Here is an 18,015-nt window from a genome sequence, read left to right as displayed (position 1 = left end):
AGCTTAAAATAAAGTCTTGGTTATTGGTAATTTAAGATTTACCTTTACTCCAACTGTTAATACGGTGAGAATGATTGAGAATACCTTTGGCATAAACATCGTGCCCAAAAATGAGGCAGAACGCCTTGAAGCCTTACAACGTTATAGGATTACTGATTCTCCTTCAGAAGACAGTTTCGACGGAATCGCCAGATTGGCGACACAGATATTCAATGTTCCTATTTCTCTACTCTCTTTGGTAGATGCAGAATCTGTTTTTTTCAAGGCAAATATAGGAATGGGCAAAGCCAAAGAAGCCAACAGAGGAAAAAGCCTTTGTGCATTAGCAATTTTGGATAAAGAAGTAACCGTTTTCGAAGATGCATTGAAAGAACCTTGCCTTATGGCAAATCCTAATGTGATTGGAGACTTTGGTTTAAGATTTTATGCAGGCGCTCCGCTGATTACCCATGACGGATTTCTGATAGGAACCCTTTGTGTTATTGATCAGAAAACAAGAGAATTTAGTCTGGCAGACAGAAAGATTCTCGAAGGTCTTGCCAAAGTTGCAATGGATCAGATTGAGCTTAGAAGATCATCATTAGATACAATTGATGAGTTACAAAAATCAAATCTCAGACTCAATAGTATTCAGCTTGATCTGGAATCAGCCGTTGAAGAACTCGCTGCCATCAATGAAGAAATGGAAGCCACCAATGAAGAACTGAACACCGCCAATGAAAACGTAAGCAAATCATATGATCTTACTGTTCAGCTTAATAAAAATCTTCAGACCAGTGAACTTCGTTTAAAATCATTCATCAGTAAAGCACCTGTGGCTTTTGGGATTTTAGCAGGAAGTGAACTTAAAATTGAGGTTGCCAATGATATGATTCTCAAAATTTGGGGTAAAGATCAGAAAATAATCGGTCAACCATTGGCAGAAGCTTTACCTGAACTGAAAGAACAACCCTATTTGGATATTCTTGCAGATGTTTTCACTTCTGGTAACTCCTATATCGGTGATACAGCACCCGTAAAATTAGAATCTGACGGAGTTTTAAAGGAATGCTATTTTGATTTCATCTATGAACCTTTGAAAGATGAAGATGATAAAACCGTTGCTATCATTGTCATCGCTAATGAAGTGACAGAGCGTATCAATAAAAAATATGAACTAGAAGAACTTAACCAGCAGCTTGAAATTGCTTTGTATGCAGGTCAGCTGGGTTCTTATAATTTAGATTTAATCACTGGAAAAATCAATTCTTCATCTCAATGCAAAGCAAATTATGGTTTGCCAGGTGATTATACATTTGATTTTGATAATTTAATGCAAATTATTCTTCCCGAATATCGAGATAATCTGAAAGAAAAAATAAATCAGTCGATAGAAAATCATTCACCATTTAATGCAGAATATCTGGTGAGATGGCCAGATGAATCACTGCATTGGATCAACGCATCCGGTATTCTAAGTTTTGATGAAACTGGGACTGCCACCAATATGATTGGTGTAACCGTTGACATTACCAAAAGAAAGAATTATGAAGCTCAAAAAGATGACTTCCTTTCTATTGCCAGCCATGAACTTAAAACACCTATTACAAGTTTAAAAGCAAGCATTCAGCTTCTTATGAGACTAAAAGATAAGCCTACTCATGAGATGGTTCCTAAATTAATCGATCAGTCATCAAGGAGTTTAGATAAACTAAGCACTCTTGTAGATGATTTATTGAATATCAACCGATTGAGTGGTGGTAATTTAGAACTGACAAAAGAAGTATTTACCGTTTCAGAAATGCTCGGAACGTGTTGTGACGATATCAGAATTACTGGAAAACATCATTTAATTGTAAAAGGTGACCTTGATGCAACTATTTTCGCAGACGAGCAGCGAATTGACCAAGTGGTCGTGAATTTTGTAAATAACGCTGTAAAATATGCGCCTCTATCGAAAGAGATTCATCTTATTGTAAATCAACTAGAAGATTGTGTGAAAATAACAGTAAAGGATCATGGCGACGGTATTGACCCCGAAATTCAGCCCTTATTGTTTGACAGATATTACAGAGCCAACCATAAAGGTAAAACCTACTCCGGCCTGGGATTGGGATTATATATTTCAGCAGAAATCATCAAGCGTCACGGCGGAGAAATTGGTGTAGATAGTGTTTTAGGAGAAGGAAGCAGCTTTTGGTTTACATTGCCGATGAATGTTGCTGCAAATTAGTTTTAAAAAGTTTATTACACATTTAACGATAACCCTAAAGTAATGAATAATAAAGAAATACTGCAAAAAGCCAATTCGCTGATTACAAAAGATGATTACGAAGGATTTTTATCATTCTGTACAGAAGATACAAAATGGACTTTCGTAGGTGATCAGATTCTTAGCGGTAAAAATGAAGTTCGTGAATACATTAAAAAAGCTTATGTAGAACCTCCAAAATTCATGGTAGACCATATCATTACTGAGAACGATTTTGTAACTGCTATCGGAAAAATAAGCATGAAAAACGGAGACTGAAAAACAGTAGAATATTCTTACTGCGACGTTTGGAAATTTAAAAATAATAAAATGGATGAACTGACTGCTTTCGTTATTGAAAATTAAAAGCCTCTTACAATTTAAACATAAAAAAAAGCTGCCTCTTGTGAAGCAGCTTTTCTTTTACGATATATATCGATTATGCAAGTCTTACGTTAACTGCATTTAATCCTTTTTCGCTTTTTTCTACGTCGAAAACTACTTTATCATTCTCACGAATCATTTTAGTGTTCAATCCTGAAGAATGTACAAAAATGTCTTGTCCTCCTTCTGCTGGAGAAATAAATCCGAAACCTTTTGTTTCGTTAAAAAATTTTACTGTGCCTTGTTGCATTGTATTGGTATTAAAAATTGTTTTATTATTGGGCGTCTAATTCTAAGATTAAACTTTTTTACTTTTATTATTTCAAGAAACAGCTGAATAGACGGTTGTTTTCTTAATTTGCACTCCTCCATCTATAATCTTGTCTGCGAAGGTAGTGACTTCTGGCGAGATAATCGATGAAAAAAGAATGTTTTGTCGTTTTATCGGAAGTTTACTGATCAATTTTTTAAGCTCATTGCTTTTATCTTTCAATAAAATCTCGATATCATCTATAATCAGAACTTCTATCTTCGAAAGGCTGATGTGCCTCTGATCATCAAGTTCCATTAATTTTTCAGGAGTCGCAATCAATACATCTAATCTTCTTCTCAACGAAGATAATTGCGTTCCGTTTGAAATCCCTTCATACACAGAAAGCTGTGATAATGGTAAATATTTAGTATAAATTTCAAAATTTTTCTCAATCTCTAACACCGTTTCTTTAGTAGGCGTCAGAACCAAAACCCTCGTGTCATTATGATCCGGATTGTTCTTTTTCAGTGCCTGTAGAACCGGCATTGTAAAAGAAGTCATCCTTTCTGTTCCGCGGGGAATAACACATAAAACATCTTTACCATTTAAGATTTGCGGAATAATTCTAGTCTGCAATTCGGTAGGCTTCGGACATCCTGCTTCTGTAGCGGCACGAACGATGGGATTGATTAAGTTTAAATTCTTAAAACTCATAGTATTTGCTTGCCGAGTTGCGGCTCTCCTTTGTCAAAATAACGTTCGGAAACTTTATTAATGGTCTTTTGGGGAATTATAATTTTGGGGAACTCAATATAGAAACTGGAATTTCTTTTCGAAGAATATTTTCTGGATAAACTTTATAACTGAGTTACTTTAATATATAACTCTGATGTGCTGTAATTACTTTCAACTTCTTCCATTTTATTTGAAGAACAGTCTTATGGTATTTATTTCACAGTACAAAGATGGGTCAATAATGAGATGAAAAGGTTACATAAATAAATATTAAACTTACATAAATCACACATTATTTATAAATCTTCAAGATTCTTTAGTCTTTTTTGCTTTAAACTTTTGTAGAAAGATGGCGCCAGACCGGTAATCTTTTTAAACTGATAAGAAAGATGCGCAACACTGCTGTAATTGAGTTTATAGGCAATTTCTGTAAGGTTCAGTTCGTTATATAACAGCAATTCTTTTACCTTTTCAATCTTATTGATGATGATAAAATGCTGTATCGTGTAACCATTCACTTCGGAAAATATATTAGACAGATAAGTGTAATCATAACCCAGTTTTTCGCTTAAGTATTCTGAGTAGTTTTCTTTTGGCTGTTCATCGGCATTATGAACCATTTCAATAATTGTATTTTTAATTTTTTCAATTAAAATACTTTTCTTGTCGTCTAAAAGTTCAAGTCCGAGATGCTCTAATTTTATTCTGAAAACTTCCAGCTGCTCATTCGTAATTCCATCGGGAATATCAACGGTACCAAGGTTTACAACAGTATTCTTTAAGCCCAGCTGCTCAATTTCTTGCTGCACCATCATTTTACATCGCAGACTGACCATATATTTTATGTAAATCCTCATACATTTTAGTAATTTCCGGCAATCTGAATAAATTTTTCACACAATTAAAACGATGACCAAAATGATTAGGTAAGTTACATTAATTAAATAAAATATTGATTGAAAATATTTAAAACATTCTTTGAAAGGAATCATTTATTTTAAACAAACGCTGTACAATTATTTAAAAATCAAATATTTACAAATAAATCAAATTTCTTACAGAAAGTATGCCTATCTTTAGTATCAAGTTGTTTGCTTGATACTTGGTAAATGACTTTAACCGTAAAGTCATGCGCACAACTTTTCACCAACCTCAGTCGCAGCCAAAACCTTTGGTTCGTGCTCCCTCTTCTTCGGTGCGGATTGCCTATTTTATTATGGTTCACGATGAGCCTGAGCAATTCATCAGAATGTTTAGAAAAATCTATACTAGAGATCAGTTTTACCTCATCCATATCGACAGAAAAGCAAATGAGGAAGTAACAGAAAGGATTCAGGGATTTCTAATTCAATACCCAAACGCTTATATTCTTGAAAGCATGAATATTACTTCGGGCGGTTTTAATATGGTACAAATTGAGCTCAATGCCATGGAATTTTTGTTGAACGTCAGCAATGAATGGGAATATTTCATCAATTTGAGCGGTGAAGATTATCCTTTGAAGTCTCAGACAATTATCCGGAAATTTCTGACTGCACAAAAAGGGAAAAATTATCTCTTTTATTATGATCAAAAATTTTACAGACCCGATACGTTAAAACGTATTCAAAATCATTTCACAGAATTGGCATTTCGTATCTCATCTTTTATTTATAAAAGGGAATTTATGAAAGATGTCATTCCATTTATTGGTGGAAAATGGATGATTTTAACGAGGGATACATGTTCTTTTCTGTGCAATAGCGAAAAAGTAATGGCTTTTAAAGATTATTATCTGCATACGTTACTTCCTGCAGAATCTTTCTTTCAAACTGTGCTGATGAATACACCTTTTCATTCTGTTATTGTGAATGATGACAAACGAGCCATTATAGATATTAATGCATTAAACATCACTGATGCTGCTTCAGTTTTTGAAAATTATTTAAAATCAAATAATCATCTTTTTATTAGAAAACTGAATTATACTAATCACCAGAATTTGCTGACATATATCGATGAAAATTTCCATTCTGCTTTGCCGGATATCAGTGATGTAGACAAAGAACTTAGAAATAATTTAGGTCAAAATAACTAATCGGTTTTAAATTTTAAATTAAAACAAATCTCCCCAAATAAATTTGAGGAGAAGTATATTTAAAAATATTTTTAGCTTAAACTAAAGACATCCAATTGCTGTTTTCTGAGTAATCATCCAATGGCTTCAAATCCTGATGATGATTCATTGATGCAAGAAGCGTAACAATATCTTGTCTTGTCATCTCCACAGCATTATCAACCAATTTTTGGTTAAATCCTGCGTTGCTCAATTCCAAAAGGTCATTCACCGTGATGATTCTTGCCACTACTTTACCAAGATCAATCATTTTTCTCTGAGAAATTGCAGTATTGATGGTGAAATCTAGATTTTGAGTATATAATTTAGCAGCATTTTCACTTAAAACATTTTGCTGAAGATATTCACCTACATTTTCCAGTTTCTTTTTCTTCATGTCTTTTAAAATTCCTTCTGAAATCTGTGTGTACAACATTTCATTAGAACCTTCAAAAATCTGGAACGGACGGCTGTCCATAATTCCTCTTCCACCGATATGGCTCATTCTGTAACCTTTTCCACCTGAAAGCTGAACCAAAATCTGTGCAGCTTCCTGCATCATATCGGTTACCAAAGCTTTCATAGAATTGGCATGAACACCTTCTGATGAAAGGTTATGATCAATTCCGCTGATCTTAGAACTTTTTGCACACATTGCCGAACACAATGTGAAAAAAGATTCTAATCTAGTCAATTGATATTGTACCTGATCTAGTGCATATAGATTTGAATTTCCTACAATTCTTGTTCTTGTATGATCAAGAGCTTCATCAAGCATTCTTTTCAGGAAGCCCATTCCCATTCCCGGGAACTGAAATCTGCTTCTGTGAAGAATATCAAGCATCATTTTAAGACCTGTAGATTCAGGAATCAATTTGTTGGCTTGAGGAACTTTGATATCAATTTTATTAAGACCGTAAGGAATCATGTATAATCCAGGATTATCATAATATTCCAAAACCTCAATATTTTGTTCAGGTTGATGAGTGTCTGCGATGAAGAAATCAACATCTCTCGATAGATTTCCTTCTGCATTGGCACTTCTTGAGGTAATCAGCCAATAATTAGCCAAACCTGTAAGACCTTGCCAGTGTTTTGTACCTTTTACTTCGTAAGAATCTCCTTTCAACTCGTTTTGAGTCTTCATATTTAAGGCATCACTTCCAAAATCGGGTTCTGTGATCATCAAACCACCCATTGCACCGTAATCTAAGAAATGTTTAAAGATATTTTCTTTAATCGATTCATTTCCGTATTTGGCTAACGGCTCAAGAAAAAGAGCGATATTGATCCCAAAAGTTAATGATAAAGGTAGAGATTCGTAAGAAGCGGCAGATAAAATCCCCAAACATTCTTTCACTTTCAATCCGCGGCCTCCGAATTCAGTAGGAACAGCAACCGAAAGCGGTTTTAGATTCATGATTTCTTTCCATACACTTGGCGGAAGACCTCTTGAAAGACTTAGCTGGTCGATGTTTTCTCTCTGAAAAAGATGATGGAGTGAAGTTTTAAAATGATCAAGAAATTCAGGGTAATTTTCCCCGGATAACTTGTTTGAAGATTCAGTCATACAAAATAAAAAATATGTGCCGTATGCCATTGATACAGCGGGATTACATAATGAAGCGAATGGCGCAGTTTAAACTCTAAATCTGTTGCTTCATAAAATATGCGACTAAGATACAAATTTTCGGTCACCAAATAAACTACAAGTTCAAAAATTGATGTATTATTAACGTAACATTATGATTTTTGCACAAATCCCAATAATTAACTGATATTTATCAGGAATATTTAACTAAAATCAGATTAATTAGAATAATTCTTTCTATTAGGTAATAAAGTTGTCAAGATAATATTTTTAAGATTTTTTTCTAAATAATAGATAGCAAATAAACAAAGTTAAATTCACCAATAAAGCAAAGGCATTTGAAATAATAATAGGTAATTCATCCTGAATAAATCCGTACCAAACCCACAGAGAGAGCCCGCAGATTAAGACCAAAATCATAACCCAAGATAAATCTTCGACGTTTTTTTCTTTGATAACTTTAATCAACTGCGGAATCATGGCAATTGAAGTGAGAAATCCTGCTACTATCCCTAAAATATTTACATCCATAATCTAAATATACTGAGTTAAACAGTAAGCGGCTATGACCTCAATCACAACCGCTCATTTTATTTTTAAATAATTTAGCGATGCCTCTTCCCTCTTTGATGATAATCAACATTTTGAGGTTTCGCCTGATAATTTTTTGAAAGTTTATCATCATGCAAGTGACTAAAAGCATTATTTGAATGAGGTTCATTTTCAAATTCTAAAGTATCGAAATGCACAACTTTACCATTTCTATAAGCTTTACCTTCTGAATTACGATAAATTTGATTTTCCTTGTAGGTAGTTCCGTCTGGTGTAGTAAAAGTTTTTACTTTTCGACTCAGTTTCTTTCTTCTTTGATTAAGGAGAATTGCCGTACCCCCGGCAATTAATGCCAGAGCTATTTTTACTTTATTATTCATGTGATTTGTTTGAGATTGATTAAACAAAACACTTGCCATTAAAACTGACACAAAGCTTTTCTTTATTTATATCATTTAAAAACTTTTTTGGTCTTAAAATTGAATAATAAAACACAATATAAAATCACTAAAATAAAACAATATGGCAACTAAAACAGCAACAGTTAAAAAAACTACAGCTCCCAAGAAAACTGTAGCACCAAAAAAACCGACTGCTTCAAAAAGCACAGCATCAAAATCTTCTAAAACACCAGCTAAAAAAGATGCTTCTGCAGATTTAAGAGAATTCTTTGAAGACGTATTGAAAGACATTTATTGGGCAGAAAAAGCCTTGACAAAAGCACTTCCGAAAATGGAGAAAAATGCAACGCATCCGGATTTGAAAAATGCAATTTCTTCACATTTAGCTGAAACGAAAGTTCATGTAATGAGATTAGAAGAATGCTTCAAGTCTTTAGGGTTAAAACCGGAAGCCAAAAAATGCGACGCGATGCAAGGATTATTAGATGAAGGAAATGGCATCATGGAAGAAACAAAGGTTGGCGCTATTCGTGATGTAGGAATCATTGCTGCTTCTCAAAAAGTAGAACATTATGAGATTGCGACCTACGGAAGTCTTGCAGCTTATGCGAAAGTTTTAAAAGAGAAAAAATGCCTAAGCAACTTTTTAGCAACTTTAAAAGAAGAAAAAAATTGCGATAAATTATTGTCAACGATTGCAGACACAGCGCTGAACAGCAAGGCAAAATAGTTTTTCAAAATCAAAATTAAGTCAAAAAGAAATTCCTCAATATAAATTGAGGAATTTTTTGATTGATATGGTTACAAAATATTGAAAGCTTTTATATTAATTATTTAAAATAAGCAGATTATTCAATTCACTTTTGAAGCAACCTAAAATAAATTCCGCATAATACAGTTGCGCATTCAACGCCTGAGTTTTTGGATGAAGCTCTAGTTTTTTTGATACAATAATTTCACCTTTGTAAGCAATTGTATAATGTGCGTAAACACTGTACGTCGAATGTCTGACAGGAGTGCAATATCCTGTTGTTGCAATTGACCAGTCGCTTTCGAATAATTTCGCAACATTCAGCGCCATCGTGTCTGCTATATTTTCTGATACACAATCGCTGTTTTCGGCTTCCCGCTTGTCTACGTTTAAAAGTCTCACTTTTTCCGCTAAAGTAAATGCGGTCATCCCACCTTTATAAAACATTGATGCATTGGGCATCTGTGAAAAAGCCAATTGAAGCATTCCGGAAGTTACACTTTCGGCAACAGCAACTGTTTCACCAGTTGTCATCATACATTCGCTGATGTATTCTAATATTTTTTTTTGAAATTCCATAATAGTAAAATTTTAGTTTGATTAAATTTTAGCATCTGCAATCTCATGTTCATATAGGAAAAATGAAGAACGAAAAACTGCTGCTTTCATAATATATTGGTTGGATGTAATGAGAATCTATCTATTTCTATGCCATAGAGTTACGCTCTTTCTCAAGATCCCAAACTCTGTGTTTGGCAATTGCTGAAATAAATTTCTCATCAGAATCGCCTCCTGAAGTATTGATGATTGCCGGATCTTCATGTTTTTTGGCGCTGATTCTGGTTACATTGTATATTTCGTCAGTATCTTTCCCAAAATAGATTGCCTTGCAATGTTTGTACGCTTCGTTGATGAATTCTGTAACAATCGGTTTTCTTTCCGGATGCATCAATTCCTTGGCAGATTTTTCACCTGAACAGATGTATAAAGCATCGAAAGATACACTTGCTGTACTTGTAATCGAATGTTTTGGTTCAAATTTACTTCCGTCATCAGCTTTCACCGGTGCAACACTTGGTGCAATGATCTGAACAACCGCTCCTTCACTTTCCAGCTTACTTTTTAAAGATTTTACAGCCTGAGTATTTACTTCGTCTGCCATAATGAAACCAATTATACGACTTTCGATCGTATCTTTCACTGTATTTTTCATGCTTAGAGCCTTCGAACTTTTAGTTTCCGGTTCTCTTTCTTCGCTCTGTAAACTTGCGGCATCGGCATCGGCAGGAATGCTTTGATTAGGCATTTCCAGTTTCTTAACTTCAACACCTACTTTTTCAGCAACATTCGCAGCAAGTTCAGCATCAATGAACGCCAATTGCCCAACGACTCTTTCTCTGATTTCTAAGATGGTCACTTTTGACAATTCAAATATCAAGGCATTCTGAAGGTGAGTTTTTTCCGGTGCTGACTGACTGTTTAAAAACATTTTTGCCTGAGAATAATGATCAACAAAACTGTCGCTTCTTGCTCTTATTTTATGCCCGTCTACCCTTTCGTTATTTGATGTAAATCCGCCCTCTTTCATCATTGCCTGAAAAGGACATCCTCCACCAATAGAATTGGGTTCATAACTTACTTTGCCTTTTATAATCTGCTGTCTCATGTGCCCGTCACGCTGATTATTGTGAACTGTATTGATTGATCTATTGATCGGAATTTCGTGAAAATTAGGTGATCCTAATCTTGATAGCTGTGTATCTGTGTAAGAAAATAATCTTCCCTGCAAAAGCGGATCATTAGAGAAATCAATTCCCGAAACCAAATGCCCTGGGTGAAATGCCACCTGCTCTGTTTCTGCAAAAAAGTTATCAGGATTTCTGTTTAAAGTTAAAGTTCCGACAAGCTGAACAGGAACCAATTCTTCAGGAACTAATTTTGTAGGATCAAGAAGATCAAAATCAAAATCGTGCTCATTTTCTTCAGGAATAATTTGTACTCCAAAATCCCATTCAGGAAAAGCACCATTTTCAATAGATTCCCAAAGATCTCTTCTGTGAAAATCTGGGTCTGTACCTGAAATCTTCTGTGCTTCACTCCATGCAACAGAATGCACACCTAATTTAGGTTTAAAATGAAATTTAACGAAATGAACGGAACCTTCACTGTTGATAAATTTAAATGAATGCACCCCGAAACCTTCCATCATTCTGTAACTTCTCGGGATGGCACGGTCGCTCATTGCCCACATAATCATGTGCATACTTTCGGGCATTAATGATATAAAATCCCAAAATGTATCGTGCGCTGAGGCAGCCTGCGGAATAGCATTATCAGGTTCTGGTTTTACCGCATGTACCAAGTCCGGAAATTTCATCGCATCCTGAATAAAGAATACAGGAATATTGTTTCCTACCAAGTCATAATTTCCTTCTTCGGTATAGAATTTTACCGCAAAACCTCTTACGTCTCTTGCCAAATCTGTACTTCCGGCACTTCCGGCAACGGTAGAAAATCTTACAAAAACAGGTGTTTCTTTATCAACATCATTTAAAAATTTTGCTTTAGTGTATTTGGCTAAACTTTTATTCAGTTTAAAAACCCCATGAGCACCAGAACCTCTTGCATGAACAATTCTTTCTGGAATTCTCTCGTGATCGAAATGCGTAATTTTTTCTCTTAAAATAAAATCTTCCAACAAAGTTGCACCCCTTTGATCAGTCTTTAGTGAATCCTGATTGTTGTTGACTTTTAATCCCTGATTGGTTGTCAGTTTCGTATCCTGATTATCTGTTGTGTGATCTTGAAGCTGATTCAGCTTTTCATTTGGTTTAAAGTCTTTATTGTCCATATTATATAGTTTTATTTTTTAAAAATTCTTCTGTGAAATCCTGCCATTGAATTTTGCTTCCTCCAAAAATTCCTCCGCTTGCAACAAATAAATTTCTCAAAACATCCATAAATCCTACTTTAGTTGTATTAGGCATTTCATTTCTTCCATGAATGCTTAATTGCAGAGTTTTATCTTTTTTGGCCAAAATAAAAGTATTTGAAGCTTGACCTTTATAAAAATGTGCGATGCTTCCACTCGAATTCTCAGGACAAGAATGGGGTTTCATCTGTATTAAAAAAGCTTTTACCTCTTTCTGCTCTATTGTCTGAATTTGATTCACTTTCACCCAGTCAAAACCTTTTCCTAAATTATTTTTCGGAGCAGGCATTTTTATTTTTACTAAATCATTCAATTGAGCAATTGTTGACTTCTCCTTTTCATTGTGGTAGATATAAAACTCGGTTGGATTTTTACCTGCACTTACTTTCCAATTATTTATTTGTAATAGCTTTTGTGATAGTTTCCTAAACTTGTCGAAAGCTTCAGTTTCAGAATTACAAAGTAGAAAGGATATTGCATTATTTTCAGAGCCTTTATTGTTGATAAGTACCAAATGCCGAACATCTATTTTGTATTTCATATTTTTTTAAAATGCATGGATGATTAAAATGATTTTGTAAACTGTCTTATTCCAATTAACAACGTAATAAAGCATCATTATTACGCTGCGAAAACTTTTCTTGGAATTTCAGTTATGAAATGAACCGCTAAAAATCTCAGTTATTTAGCAGAATCTTTCTTCAAAGATGCTGTATCAGATTTTGGAGCCGCAACTAATGTATCTATAGGAGCAGACACCGGAATCTTGCTTACAGTATCAGCGGTTGTAATTGAATCTGAATTGGTCGCAGTGTTTTGCAATTCTTTTTTGCAACTCATCAGAGTAATACTCGTGACAAGCAGTGAGAAAAATATCGTTTTCATATTTTGGTATTTGGTGTATTTCAAATGTATAAATTAATCTTACGCTTGTCTTATGATTTGAATCACAATTTATTATTCATATAAATATTAAATTATAATTAAATTTTTCCAAACCATAATATTTTAATAACAACTACAACACTAATTTTTATACATTAGTAATGCCAACATGAAATTTTTATGCTTTATTTCGGATAATCTATTTTTTAGGCACAAAATTTGAAAATAACATTTAAACAAATGATAAGAAAGAAAGAAAGAAAGTTAACCAAATTCACATCATATTAATAAATGAAATCCCTGAACAATATGTTTAGGGATTTTTGCTTGATGAAATATTTAAATCATGAATTTATTAAAACTCAAATAAACACTAAAACCATTATCATAGCACACAAAGATTTTACAGAAGAAAATTTTATAAAAATCGAGATAGTAATTACCAATTGAATTACTTAAAATCAGAAATCAGTGAAGGAGGAAGACAAAATGAAAGCATCTTTATTGCTACACAACAACCGATTTTAATAGCAGGATAATTTTTAACTAAAACAAATCCCCATTTCTATTTAAAATGGGGATTAATTTATATAATCTAGATTATTGGATTTTTGTCTTTAATAAGATAAGTTTCATATAAATCTTTTCGTCTATCGTTCAGAATCTGAACCGAACCGTGATAATGAAGATCTTTTAAAAGATTTAAATCTACATCCACAATCAACGTCATCTCTGTATTTGGTGTCGCCTCACCTTTCACCGCATTCGATGGAAAAGCAAAATCTGAAGGCGTAAATACGGCAGCCTGACCAAACTGAATATCCATATTGTTAACACCAGGCAAATTCCCGACACAGCCTGCAATGGCTACATAACATTCGTTTTCAATAGCTCTTGCCGCAGCACAATGACGCACTCTCATATACGCATTTTGAGTATCGGTAAGATATGGAACGAAAAGAATTTTCATTCCCTGATCGGCTAATAGCCTTGGTAATTCTGGAAATTCAACATCGTAGCAAATCACCAAACCAATTTTTCCGCAATCGGTATCGAAAACTTTGATTTCGCTCCCGCCTTTCATTCCATAATATTTTCTTTCGTTTGGCGTAATGTGAATTTTTCTATATTCGTCTATCCGCCCGTCACGATGCAAAAGGTAACTTACATTATATAAATCATTATTTTCAAAAACAGGCATACTTCCGGAAATGATATTGACGTTGTAGCTGATTGCCAGCTCAGAAATTTTAGTTTTAATCTGATCCGTAATTTTTGCCAGCTCAATCATACTATCACGCTCCGAAAGATTATTGAAAGGTGCAAGCAGAGGTGTGTTAAATAACTCCGGGAAAAGCACAAAATCAGACTTGTAATCTCCCATCACATTTACAAAAAATTCTACCTGCTCATAAAACGCATTGATGTCTTTGAAATGCCTCATCTGCCACTGCACCAAACCCAATCGAATAGTACTATCCTGCATTGTATTTGGTTTTTTGCTGTAATAAATATTATTCCACTGAAGCAAAACAGCATTTTCTCTGGAAGCCTCATCTTCAGGTAAATATTTTTTCAGAACTCTGATTGGTAAAAAATTATTGGAAAGCTGAAAAGAAAGCACAGGATCATAAATTTCTTTATCTCTTACCCTTCTGATGTATTCTCTTGGGGAAATCTCGTGACTGTATTTATGATAATCAGGAATTCTTCCGCCCAGAATAATTGATTTTAAATTTAATTGCTCACACAATTCTTTTCTTGCATCATACAATCTTCGCCCTAATCTCAACTCACGATAAACAGGATCTACAAAAATTTCAATTCCGTACAATACATTTCCGGTTGAAGAATGGGTATTAAAAGTATAATTCCCTGTAATGTCACTGTAAGTATGTTCATCATCGAATTCTTCATAATTAACCACGATAGAAAGCGCAACCGCAGCAATTTTCCCGTCAACAGTAATACAAATCTGGCCGGCTTCAAAAATTTTGGTAAGCTTTAAAATGCTTTTCTTAGACCAAACGTATTCGGACATTTTCGGATAAGCCCGACGCATTGCCGAAACCAATTCATCATAATCATCAATATTCAGTGTACGAGTATCTATCTGCATAAATTTATTTTTACTAAAGTTAAGGAAATTTGCGAGAACAGAGGGCGGAAGACTGCTTAATAAAAGTTAAAGTATCTGAGGGAATTGATGATTTTAAAATAAATTTTACAAAATTCTAATAAAGTCTAGATAATTTAAAAATAGAAATATGAATTTTACAACCTCATCCACATTACATTATAAGCATCTGAATAATAATGATTTACAATACATAAAATCCGTATCGATTTATAAATTACTACGTAAACATTTATAAATGCGCCCAACATCACCTTGCAATAGATTGTAAAACTTTATACTTTAGCATTATAATAATTGACAGACATGATACAAAGTAATCTAAGATTGTCTTATCAAAATTGAACATTCATCATTATCACATTAAAATATATTGTTTCATCACTTAGTTTCTATTAGTAGTATGCCCAGATTTCACAATCTGGGCATCTACTTTTATATACGTTGAAACTTTTTATTATTTTCTTTATTCACCAACTTCTAATTCCTTCACTCTTTTTTTGATAAAATCAACAGGTCTTATTCCGTTTATTTCAAGGAAAATATTAGAAAAACTTTGTCTATTACTGAATCCAGAAGCTGAGGCAACATGCTCGATTGAGTATTTTCTCCACTCTTTCTCATGATAAATTTTTTGCGTAGCATAATTGATTCTAAGAACATTAATATAAACACTGAAATTACTTCCTTTATATTCATTAATAACTTGTGAAAGATAAGAAGTATTGGTTTTGAAGTGCTCGGCCAGTTTTTTCAGCGTCAATCCACGCTCAAGGAAGCCTTCGTTAGCTTCAAAAGCGCTGATATCTTTCAACAATTTCTCTACAATATTCTGATCGAGTTTTACATTTTTACTTTCATCGAATTTTAGCGGCTCATTGACAGCAACAGCATCAGACAATTTTTCATCTTCTATTTTCACCAATAGCTCTTCATACTTTTGCTGTATTTGTTTTTGTTTTCTATTTCTGTAAAACATCATAAAACCCAGCAATATGATAACAATACCGCAAATAACCAATAAACCAATTCCTAAAGTGTTTGTCTTTTCGAGATTTTCTTTTACCTCTAATAATTGTTTCGTATCGTAATCTTTATAAATACGAGTGGAGAGATATTTGAAGTCTGAAGATATAATACTGTCTACTTTCAGAAGCTGATTAGTGTAATACAATTCATTTTCAGAATTATTTTGCTTTTTATAGTAATTAATAAGCTCTTCGTAATTACTCCGTAATTCAGGAAGTATGAATTGATGTTTATTAAATATAGAATCTACCTTTTTATAATTTTCAACACCTAATTCTTTGTCACCGAGATTTGTATAACTTTTTCCTTTATAAAAGTAAACATAAGATGCCCAAGTGAAATCATTCACTTTCAGAAGCCCAGGAAGCGATTGATTAAACTCTAAGATAGCTTCTTTATAATTTTTTTTTGAAAAATTTAATACACCTAAACTTTTCTTAAAGTAGCTGTTTTCAAGACTGAAGTCTTTAGTTTTAGGAGTAGATTCTTCAGCGAGTTCAAGCAGATTTTGCACCTCGTCAAATTTCCCTAAAGCCTGATAACAAATAATTGCCTGATGAAGTGAATTGAGATATCCTTTTTTATTATTGTAAATAAGATTTTCATGAAAATCGCCTTTAGCATTGGTCTCAAAGTAAGCAATACACTCTTTAAAAATCTGCAAAGCCTCGTCATAGTAGCCTAAATAACTTTTTACAACGCCAATATGATATAGATTTTGATACTTTAAAAAATCATTTTTCGAATCTTTTAAATATTCATAAGCTGTCAAATATTCATTTAAAGCAGACTGAAATTTCCTGTGATTGAAATAATAAATAGCACCCTTACCAAGATAGGAATCACCTATCAAATCATTGTTACCAGACTTTTTTGCTGCAGAAATTGCACTATCTGAATATTGTATTTTTTGTTCTTTAGAAAACAATATAGCATCTTTGTATCCTTGAAATAATTCAGGATAATTTTTTTCAGATTTAGCTTTTTTAATGTATTGATTTAAGTAAACAAAAGCACGACCGTCGTTCTCTTCATATCCCCAATATTTTTTTCGCAATTCGGAATAGATATCCTGCGAAAATAAAAATGACGCGAAAAAACAAAAGCAAAGCGCCAGCATTCTCTTTATCATTGGATATGTATAATTAAAAATCATAGCCAAAAATAAGCAAATTCATTCATAACCACAATGCTGACAAGTAAATAAAATTCAACTTTCAAAAAACTCATAAAACATTGTTTTACAAATAATTAAAAGTAAACATTTATAAATTTTTACAGCCATATTTATAAATTAACCTTAGATTAACTTGTAATAAGTACTTTACATATCTATCTTTGTAAAAAATAGTTCAGTCCTTTTAAATCTTGCATCATGATAAAAAAATATCTTTTCATAGCTTTTGCGATTATAAGTATTTCTGTTGTGTCTTGTCGTCAAGATGAAGATTTACCCGTAACTGAATTAAAGTTTATCGAATTACAATCTAAAGACATTGTAGAAAAAAAAACATCTAAAAAATCTGATAGCATTTCCTATAGTAAAAGTTCCGATTCTACCGATACAGGTATAACACCAAGTGACCCTCCAAAAAATGGTACGCATTGGAGATTAAATGATTCTATAAAAATCATAGACGTAACTGATCCCCCTAAAAATAGCACTCATTGGAAAGGACAAAACTAAGAACATTTACACCAAACAGTTATATATAGCAAAAAAGCAAAACTATCCATAGTTTTGCTTTTTTCATTATTTAACAATTAAAACTACATTCGAAAAATTTATAATTGCTTTTTCATATAATGCAGACATTCATTAAAATTCTATGGATTTTTTATAAAAAACTGCTCATTCCGACAGTTCTGTTTTCATTGATACTTAATTTTGCAGCAGGGATGAGCTGTAAAAGTTTTGGATTATGTTTTTTATTCATTTTCCCAGTGATGCATTTTTTCATCTATGAATTAAGACTTAAAAATGAATATTGCTTTTATGCAAATTTCGGATTCTCAAAAGCCTTTCTATGGACATTCACC

Annotated in this window: 17 protein-coding genes; 5 read left to right on the top strand and 12 right to left on the bottom strand. The window is 33.2% G+C overall.

What is annotated here, in order from left to right; translation table 11 throughout:
* The first annotated feature begins 70 nt into the window (after positions 1-70).
* Together MQX03_RS07605 and MQX03_RS07600 are read left to right on the top strand one after the other, a co-directional pair.
* A complete protein-coding gene (locus MQX03_RS07605; RefSeq protein WP_242802375.1) occupies positions 71-2,212 on the top strand; it encodes an ATP-binding protein in 2,142 nt (713 codons plus the stop codon).
* A gap of 42 nt (positions 2,213-2,254) precedes the next feature.
* Positions 2,255-2,509 carry a nuclear transport factor 2 family protein gene (locus MQX03_RS07600; protein ID WP_242802374.1) on the top strand — a complete coding sequence of 85 codons (255 nt, stop codon included), beginning with the start codon at positions 2,255-2,257 and terminating at the stop codon, positions 2,507-2,509.
* 160 nt (positions 2,510-2,669) lie between these two features.
* On the opposite strand, the gene MQX03_RS07595 is transcribed toward MQX03_RS07600, so the two are convergent.
* The 3 genes from MQX03_RS07595 to MQX03_RS07585 all read right to left on the bottom strand — a co-directional run bounded on the left by MQX03_RS07595 (position 2,670) and on the right by MQX03_RS07585 (position 4,459).
* Positions 2,670-2,864 carry a cold-shock protein gene (locus MQX03_RS07595; RefSeq protein ID WP_047445827.1) on the bottom strand — a complete coding sequence of 65 codons (195 nt, stop codon included), beginning with the start codon at positions 2,862-2,864 and terminating at the stop codon, positions 2,670-2,672.
* A gap of 72 nt (positions 2,865-2,936) precedes the next feature.
* Entirely contained in the window at positions 2,937-3,581 is a 645-nt protein-coding gene (locus tag MQX03_RS07590) for a DEAD/DEAH box helicase (protein ID WP_242802373.1), read from the bottom strand.
* A gap of 317 nt (positions 3,582-3,898) precedes the next feature.
* Positions 3,899-4,459 carry a helix-turn-helix domain-containing protein gene (locus tag MQX03_RS07585; protein ID WP_242802372.1) on the bottom strand — a complete coding sequence of 187 codons (561 nt, stop codon included), beginning with the start codon at positions 4,457-4,459 and terminating at the stop codon, positions 3,899-3,901.
* A gap of 272 nt (positions 4,460-4,731) precedes the next feature.
* On the opposite strand from MQX03_RS07585, the gene MQX03_RS07580 reads away from it, so the two are divergent.
* Positions 4,732-5,679: a beta-1,6-N-acetylglucosaminyltransferase gene (locus MQX03_RS07580; RefSeq protein WP_242802371.1), complete on the top strand. Its 948-nt coding sequence runs from the start codon at positions 4,732-4,734 to the stop codon at positions 5,677-5,679.
* Positions 5,680-5,755: 76 nt separating this feature from the next.
* On the opposite strand, the gene MQX03_RS07575 is transcribed toward MQX03_RS07580, so the two are convergent.
* From MQX03_RS07575 to MQX03_RS07565, 3 genes are all read right to left on the bottom strand, one after another.
* Entirely contained in the window at positions 5,756-7,267 is a 1,512-nt protein-coding gene (locus tag MQX03_RS07575) for an acyl-CoA dehydrogenase family protein (RefSeq protein WP_242802370.1), read from the bottom strand.
* 291 nt (positions 7,268-7,558) lie between these two features.
* Entirely contained in the window at positions 7,559-7,819 is a 261-nt protein-coding gene (locus MQX03_RS07570; RefSeq protein WP_242802369.1) for a SemiSWEET transporter, read from the bottom strand.
* A 74-nt stretch (positions 7,820-7,893) separates the two neighbouring features.
* On the bottom strand, positions 7,894-8,220 hold the full coding sequence (locus MQX03_RS07565; protein WP_242802368.1) for a hypothetical protein: 327 nt from the start codon (positions 8,218-8,220) through the stop codon (positions 7,894-7,896).
* A 142-nt stretch (positions 8,221-8,362) separates the two neighbouring features.
* Here MQX03_RS07565 and MQX03_RS07560 point away from each other — a divergent pair, with 142 nt between their 5' ends.
* Positions 8,363-8,971 (top strand): YciE/YciF ferroxidase family protein, encoded by a 609-nt coding sequence (locus MQX03_RS07560; RefSeq protein WP_242802367.1) that lies wholly within the window; start codon positions 8,363-8,365, stop codon positions 8,969-8,971.
* Positions 8,972-9,067: 96 nt separating this feature from the next.
* Here the strand turns inward: MQX03_RS07560 and MQX03_RS07555 are convergent, their stop codons facing one another.
* From MQX03_RS07555 to MQX03_RS07530, 6 genes are all read right to left on the bottom strand, one after another.
* Complete coding sequence (locus MQX03_RS07555) at positions 9,068-9,571, bottom strand: CinA family protein (protein ID WP_242802366.1); 504 nt, start codon at positions 9,569-9,571, stop codon at positions 9,068-9,070.
* Between the two features lie 127 nt (positions 9,572-9,698).
* A complete protein-coding gene (locus tag MQX03_RS07550) occupies positions 9,699-11,843 on the bottom strand; it encodes a catalase (RefSeq protein ID WP_242802365.1) in 2,145 nt (714 codons plus the stop codon).
* A 1-nt stretch (position 11,844) separates the two neighbouring features.
* Positions 11,845-12,465, bottom strand: a complete 621-nt coding sequence (locus tag MQX03_RS07545) for a hypothetical protein (RefSeq protein WP_242802364.1) — start codon at positions 12,463-12,465, stop codon at positions 11,845-11,847.
* 140 nt (positions 12,466-12,605) lie between these two features.
* Complete coding sequence (locus tag MQX03_RS07540) at positions 12,606-12,809, bottom strand: hypothetical protein (protein ID WP_242802363.1); 204 nt, start codon at positions 12,807-12,809, stop codon at positions 12,606-12,608.
* Between the two features lie 595 nt (positions 12,810-13,404).
* Entirely contained in the window at positions 13,405-14,928 is a 1,524-nt protein-coding gene (locus MQX03_RS07535) for a carbon-nitrogen hydrolase family protein (protein ID WP_242802362.1), read from the bottom strand.
* A 484-nt stretch (positions 14,929-15,412) separates the two neighbouring features.
* Entirely contained in the window at positions 15,413-17,032 is a 1,620-nt protein-coding gene (locus MQX03_RS07530; protein WP_242802361.1) for a helix-turn-helix domain-containing protein, read from the bottom strand.
* Positions 17,033-17,350: 318 nt separating this feature from the next.
* Here MQX03_RS07530 and MQX03_RS07525 point away from each other — a divergent pair, with 318 nt between their 5' ends.
* On the top strand, positions 17,351-17,662 hold the full coding sequence (locus MQX03_RS07525) for a hypothetical protein (RefSeq protein ID WP_242802360.1): 312 nt from the start codon (positions 17,351-17,353) through the stop codon (positions 17,660-17,662).
* Positions 17,663-18,015 lie beyond the last annotated feature (353 nt).

This window comes from Chryseobacterium aahli, from assembly GCF_022699665.1.
In the GTDB taxonomy this organism is placed as follows: Bacteria; Bacteroidota; Bacteroidia; order Flavobacteriales; family Weeksellaceae; genus Chryseobacterium; species Chryseobacterium aahli.
This window is presented reverse-complemented; position numbering and strand designations above follow the sequence as displayed.

Coding starts and splice junctions, on each gene's coding strand:
- MQX03_RS07605 (WP_242802375.1), top strand. CDS start 71: ATGATTGAGAATACCTTTGGCATAAACATCGTGCCCAAAAATGAGGCA.
- MQX03_RS07600 (WP_242802374.1), top strand. CDS start 2,255: ATGAATAATAAAGAAATACTGCAAAAAGCCAATTCGCTGATTACAAAA.
- MQX03_RS07595 (WP_047445827.1), bottom strand. CDS start 2,864: ATGCAACAAGGCACAGTAAAATTTTTTAACGAAACAAAAGGTTTCGGA.
- MQX03_RS07590 (WP_242802373.1), bottom strand. CDS start 3,581: ATGAGTTTTAAGAATTTAAACTTAATCAATCCCATCGTTCGTGCCGCT.
- MQX03_RS07585 (WP_242802372.1), bottom strand. CDS start 4,459: ATGAGGATTTACATAAAATATATGGTCAGTCTGCGATGTAAAATGATG.
- MQX03_RS07580 (WP_242802371.1), top strand. CDS start 4,732: ATGCGCACAACTTTTCACCAACCTCAGTCGCAGCCAAAACCTTTGGTT.
- MQX03_RS07575 (WP_242802370.1), bottom strand. CDS start 7,267: ATGACTGAATCTTCAAACAAGTTATCCGGGGAAAATTACCCTGAATTT.
- MQX03_RS07570 (WP_242802369.1), bottom strand. CDS start 7,819: ATGGATGTAAATATTTTAGGGATAGTAGCAGGATTTCTCACTTCAATT.
- MQX03_RS07565 (WP_242802368.1), bottom strand. CDS start 8,220: ATGAATAATAAAGTAAAAATAGCTCTGGCATTAATTGCCGGGGGTACG.
- MQX03_RS07560 (WP_242802367.1), top strand. CDS start 8,363: ATGGCAACTAAAACAGCAACAGTTAAAAAAACTACAGCTCCCAAGAAA.
- MQX03_RS07555 (WP_242802366.1), bottom strand. CDS start 9,571: ATGGAATTTCAAAAAAAAATATTAGAATACATCAGCGAATGTATGATG.
- MQX03_RS07550 (WP_242802365.1), bottom strand. CDS start 11,843: ATGGACAATAAAGACTTTAAACCAAATGAAAAGCTGAATCAGCTTCAA.
- MQX03_RS07545 (WP_242802364.1), bottom strand. CDS start 12,465: ATGAAATACAAAATAGATGTTCGGCATTTGGTACTTATCAACAATAAA.
- MQX03_RS07540 (WP_242802363.1), bottom strand. CDS start 12,809: ATGAAAACGATATTTTTCTCACTGCTTGTCACGAGTATTACTCTGATG.
- MQX03_RS07535 (WP_242802362.1), bottom strand. CDS start 14,928: ATGCAGATAGATACTCGTACACTGAATATTGATGATTATGATGAATTG.
- MQX03_RS07525 (WP_242802360.1), top strand. CDS start 17,351: ATGATAAAAAAATATCTTTTCATAGCTTTTGCGATTATAAGTATTTCT.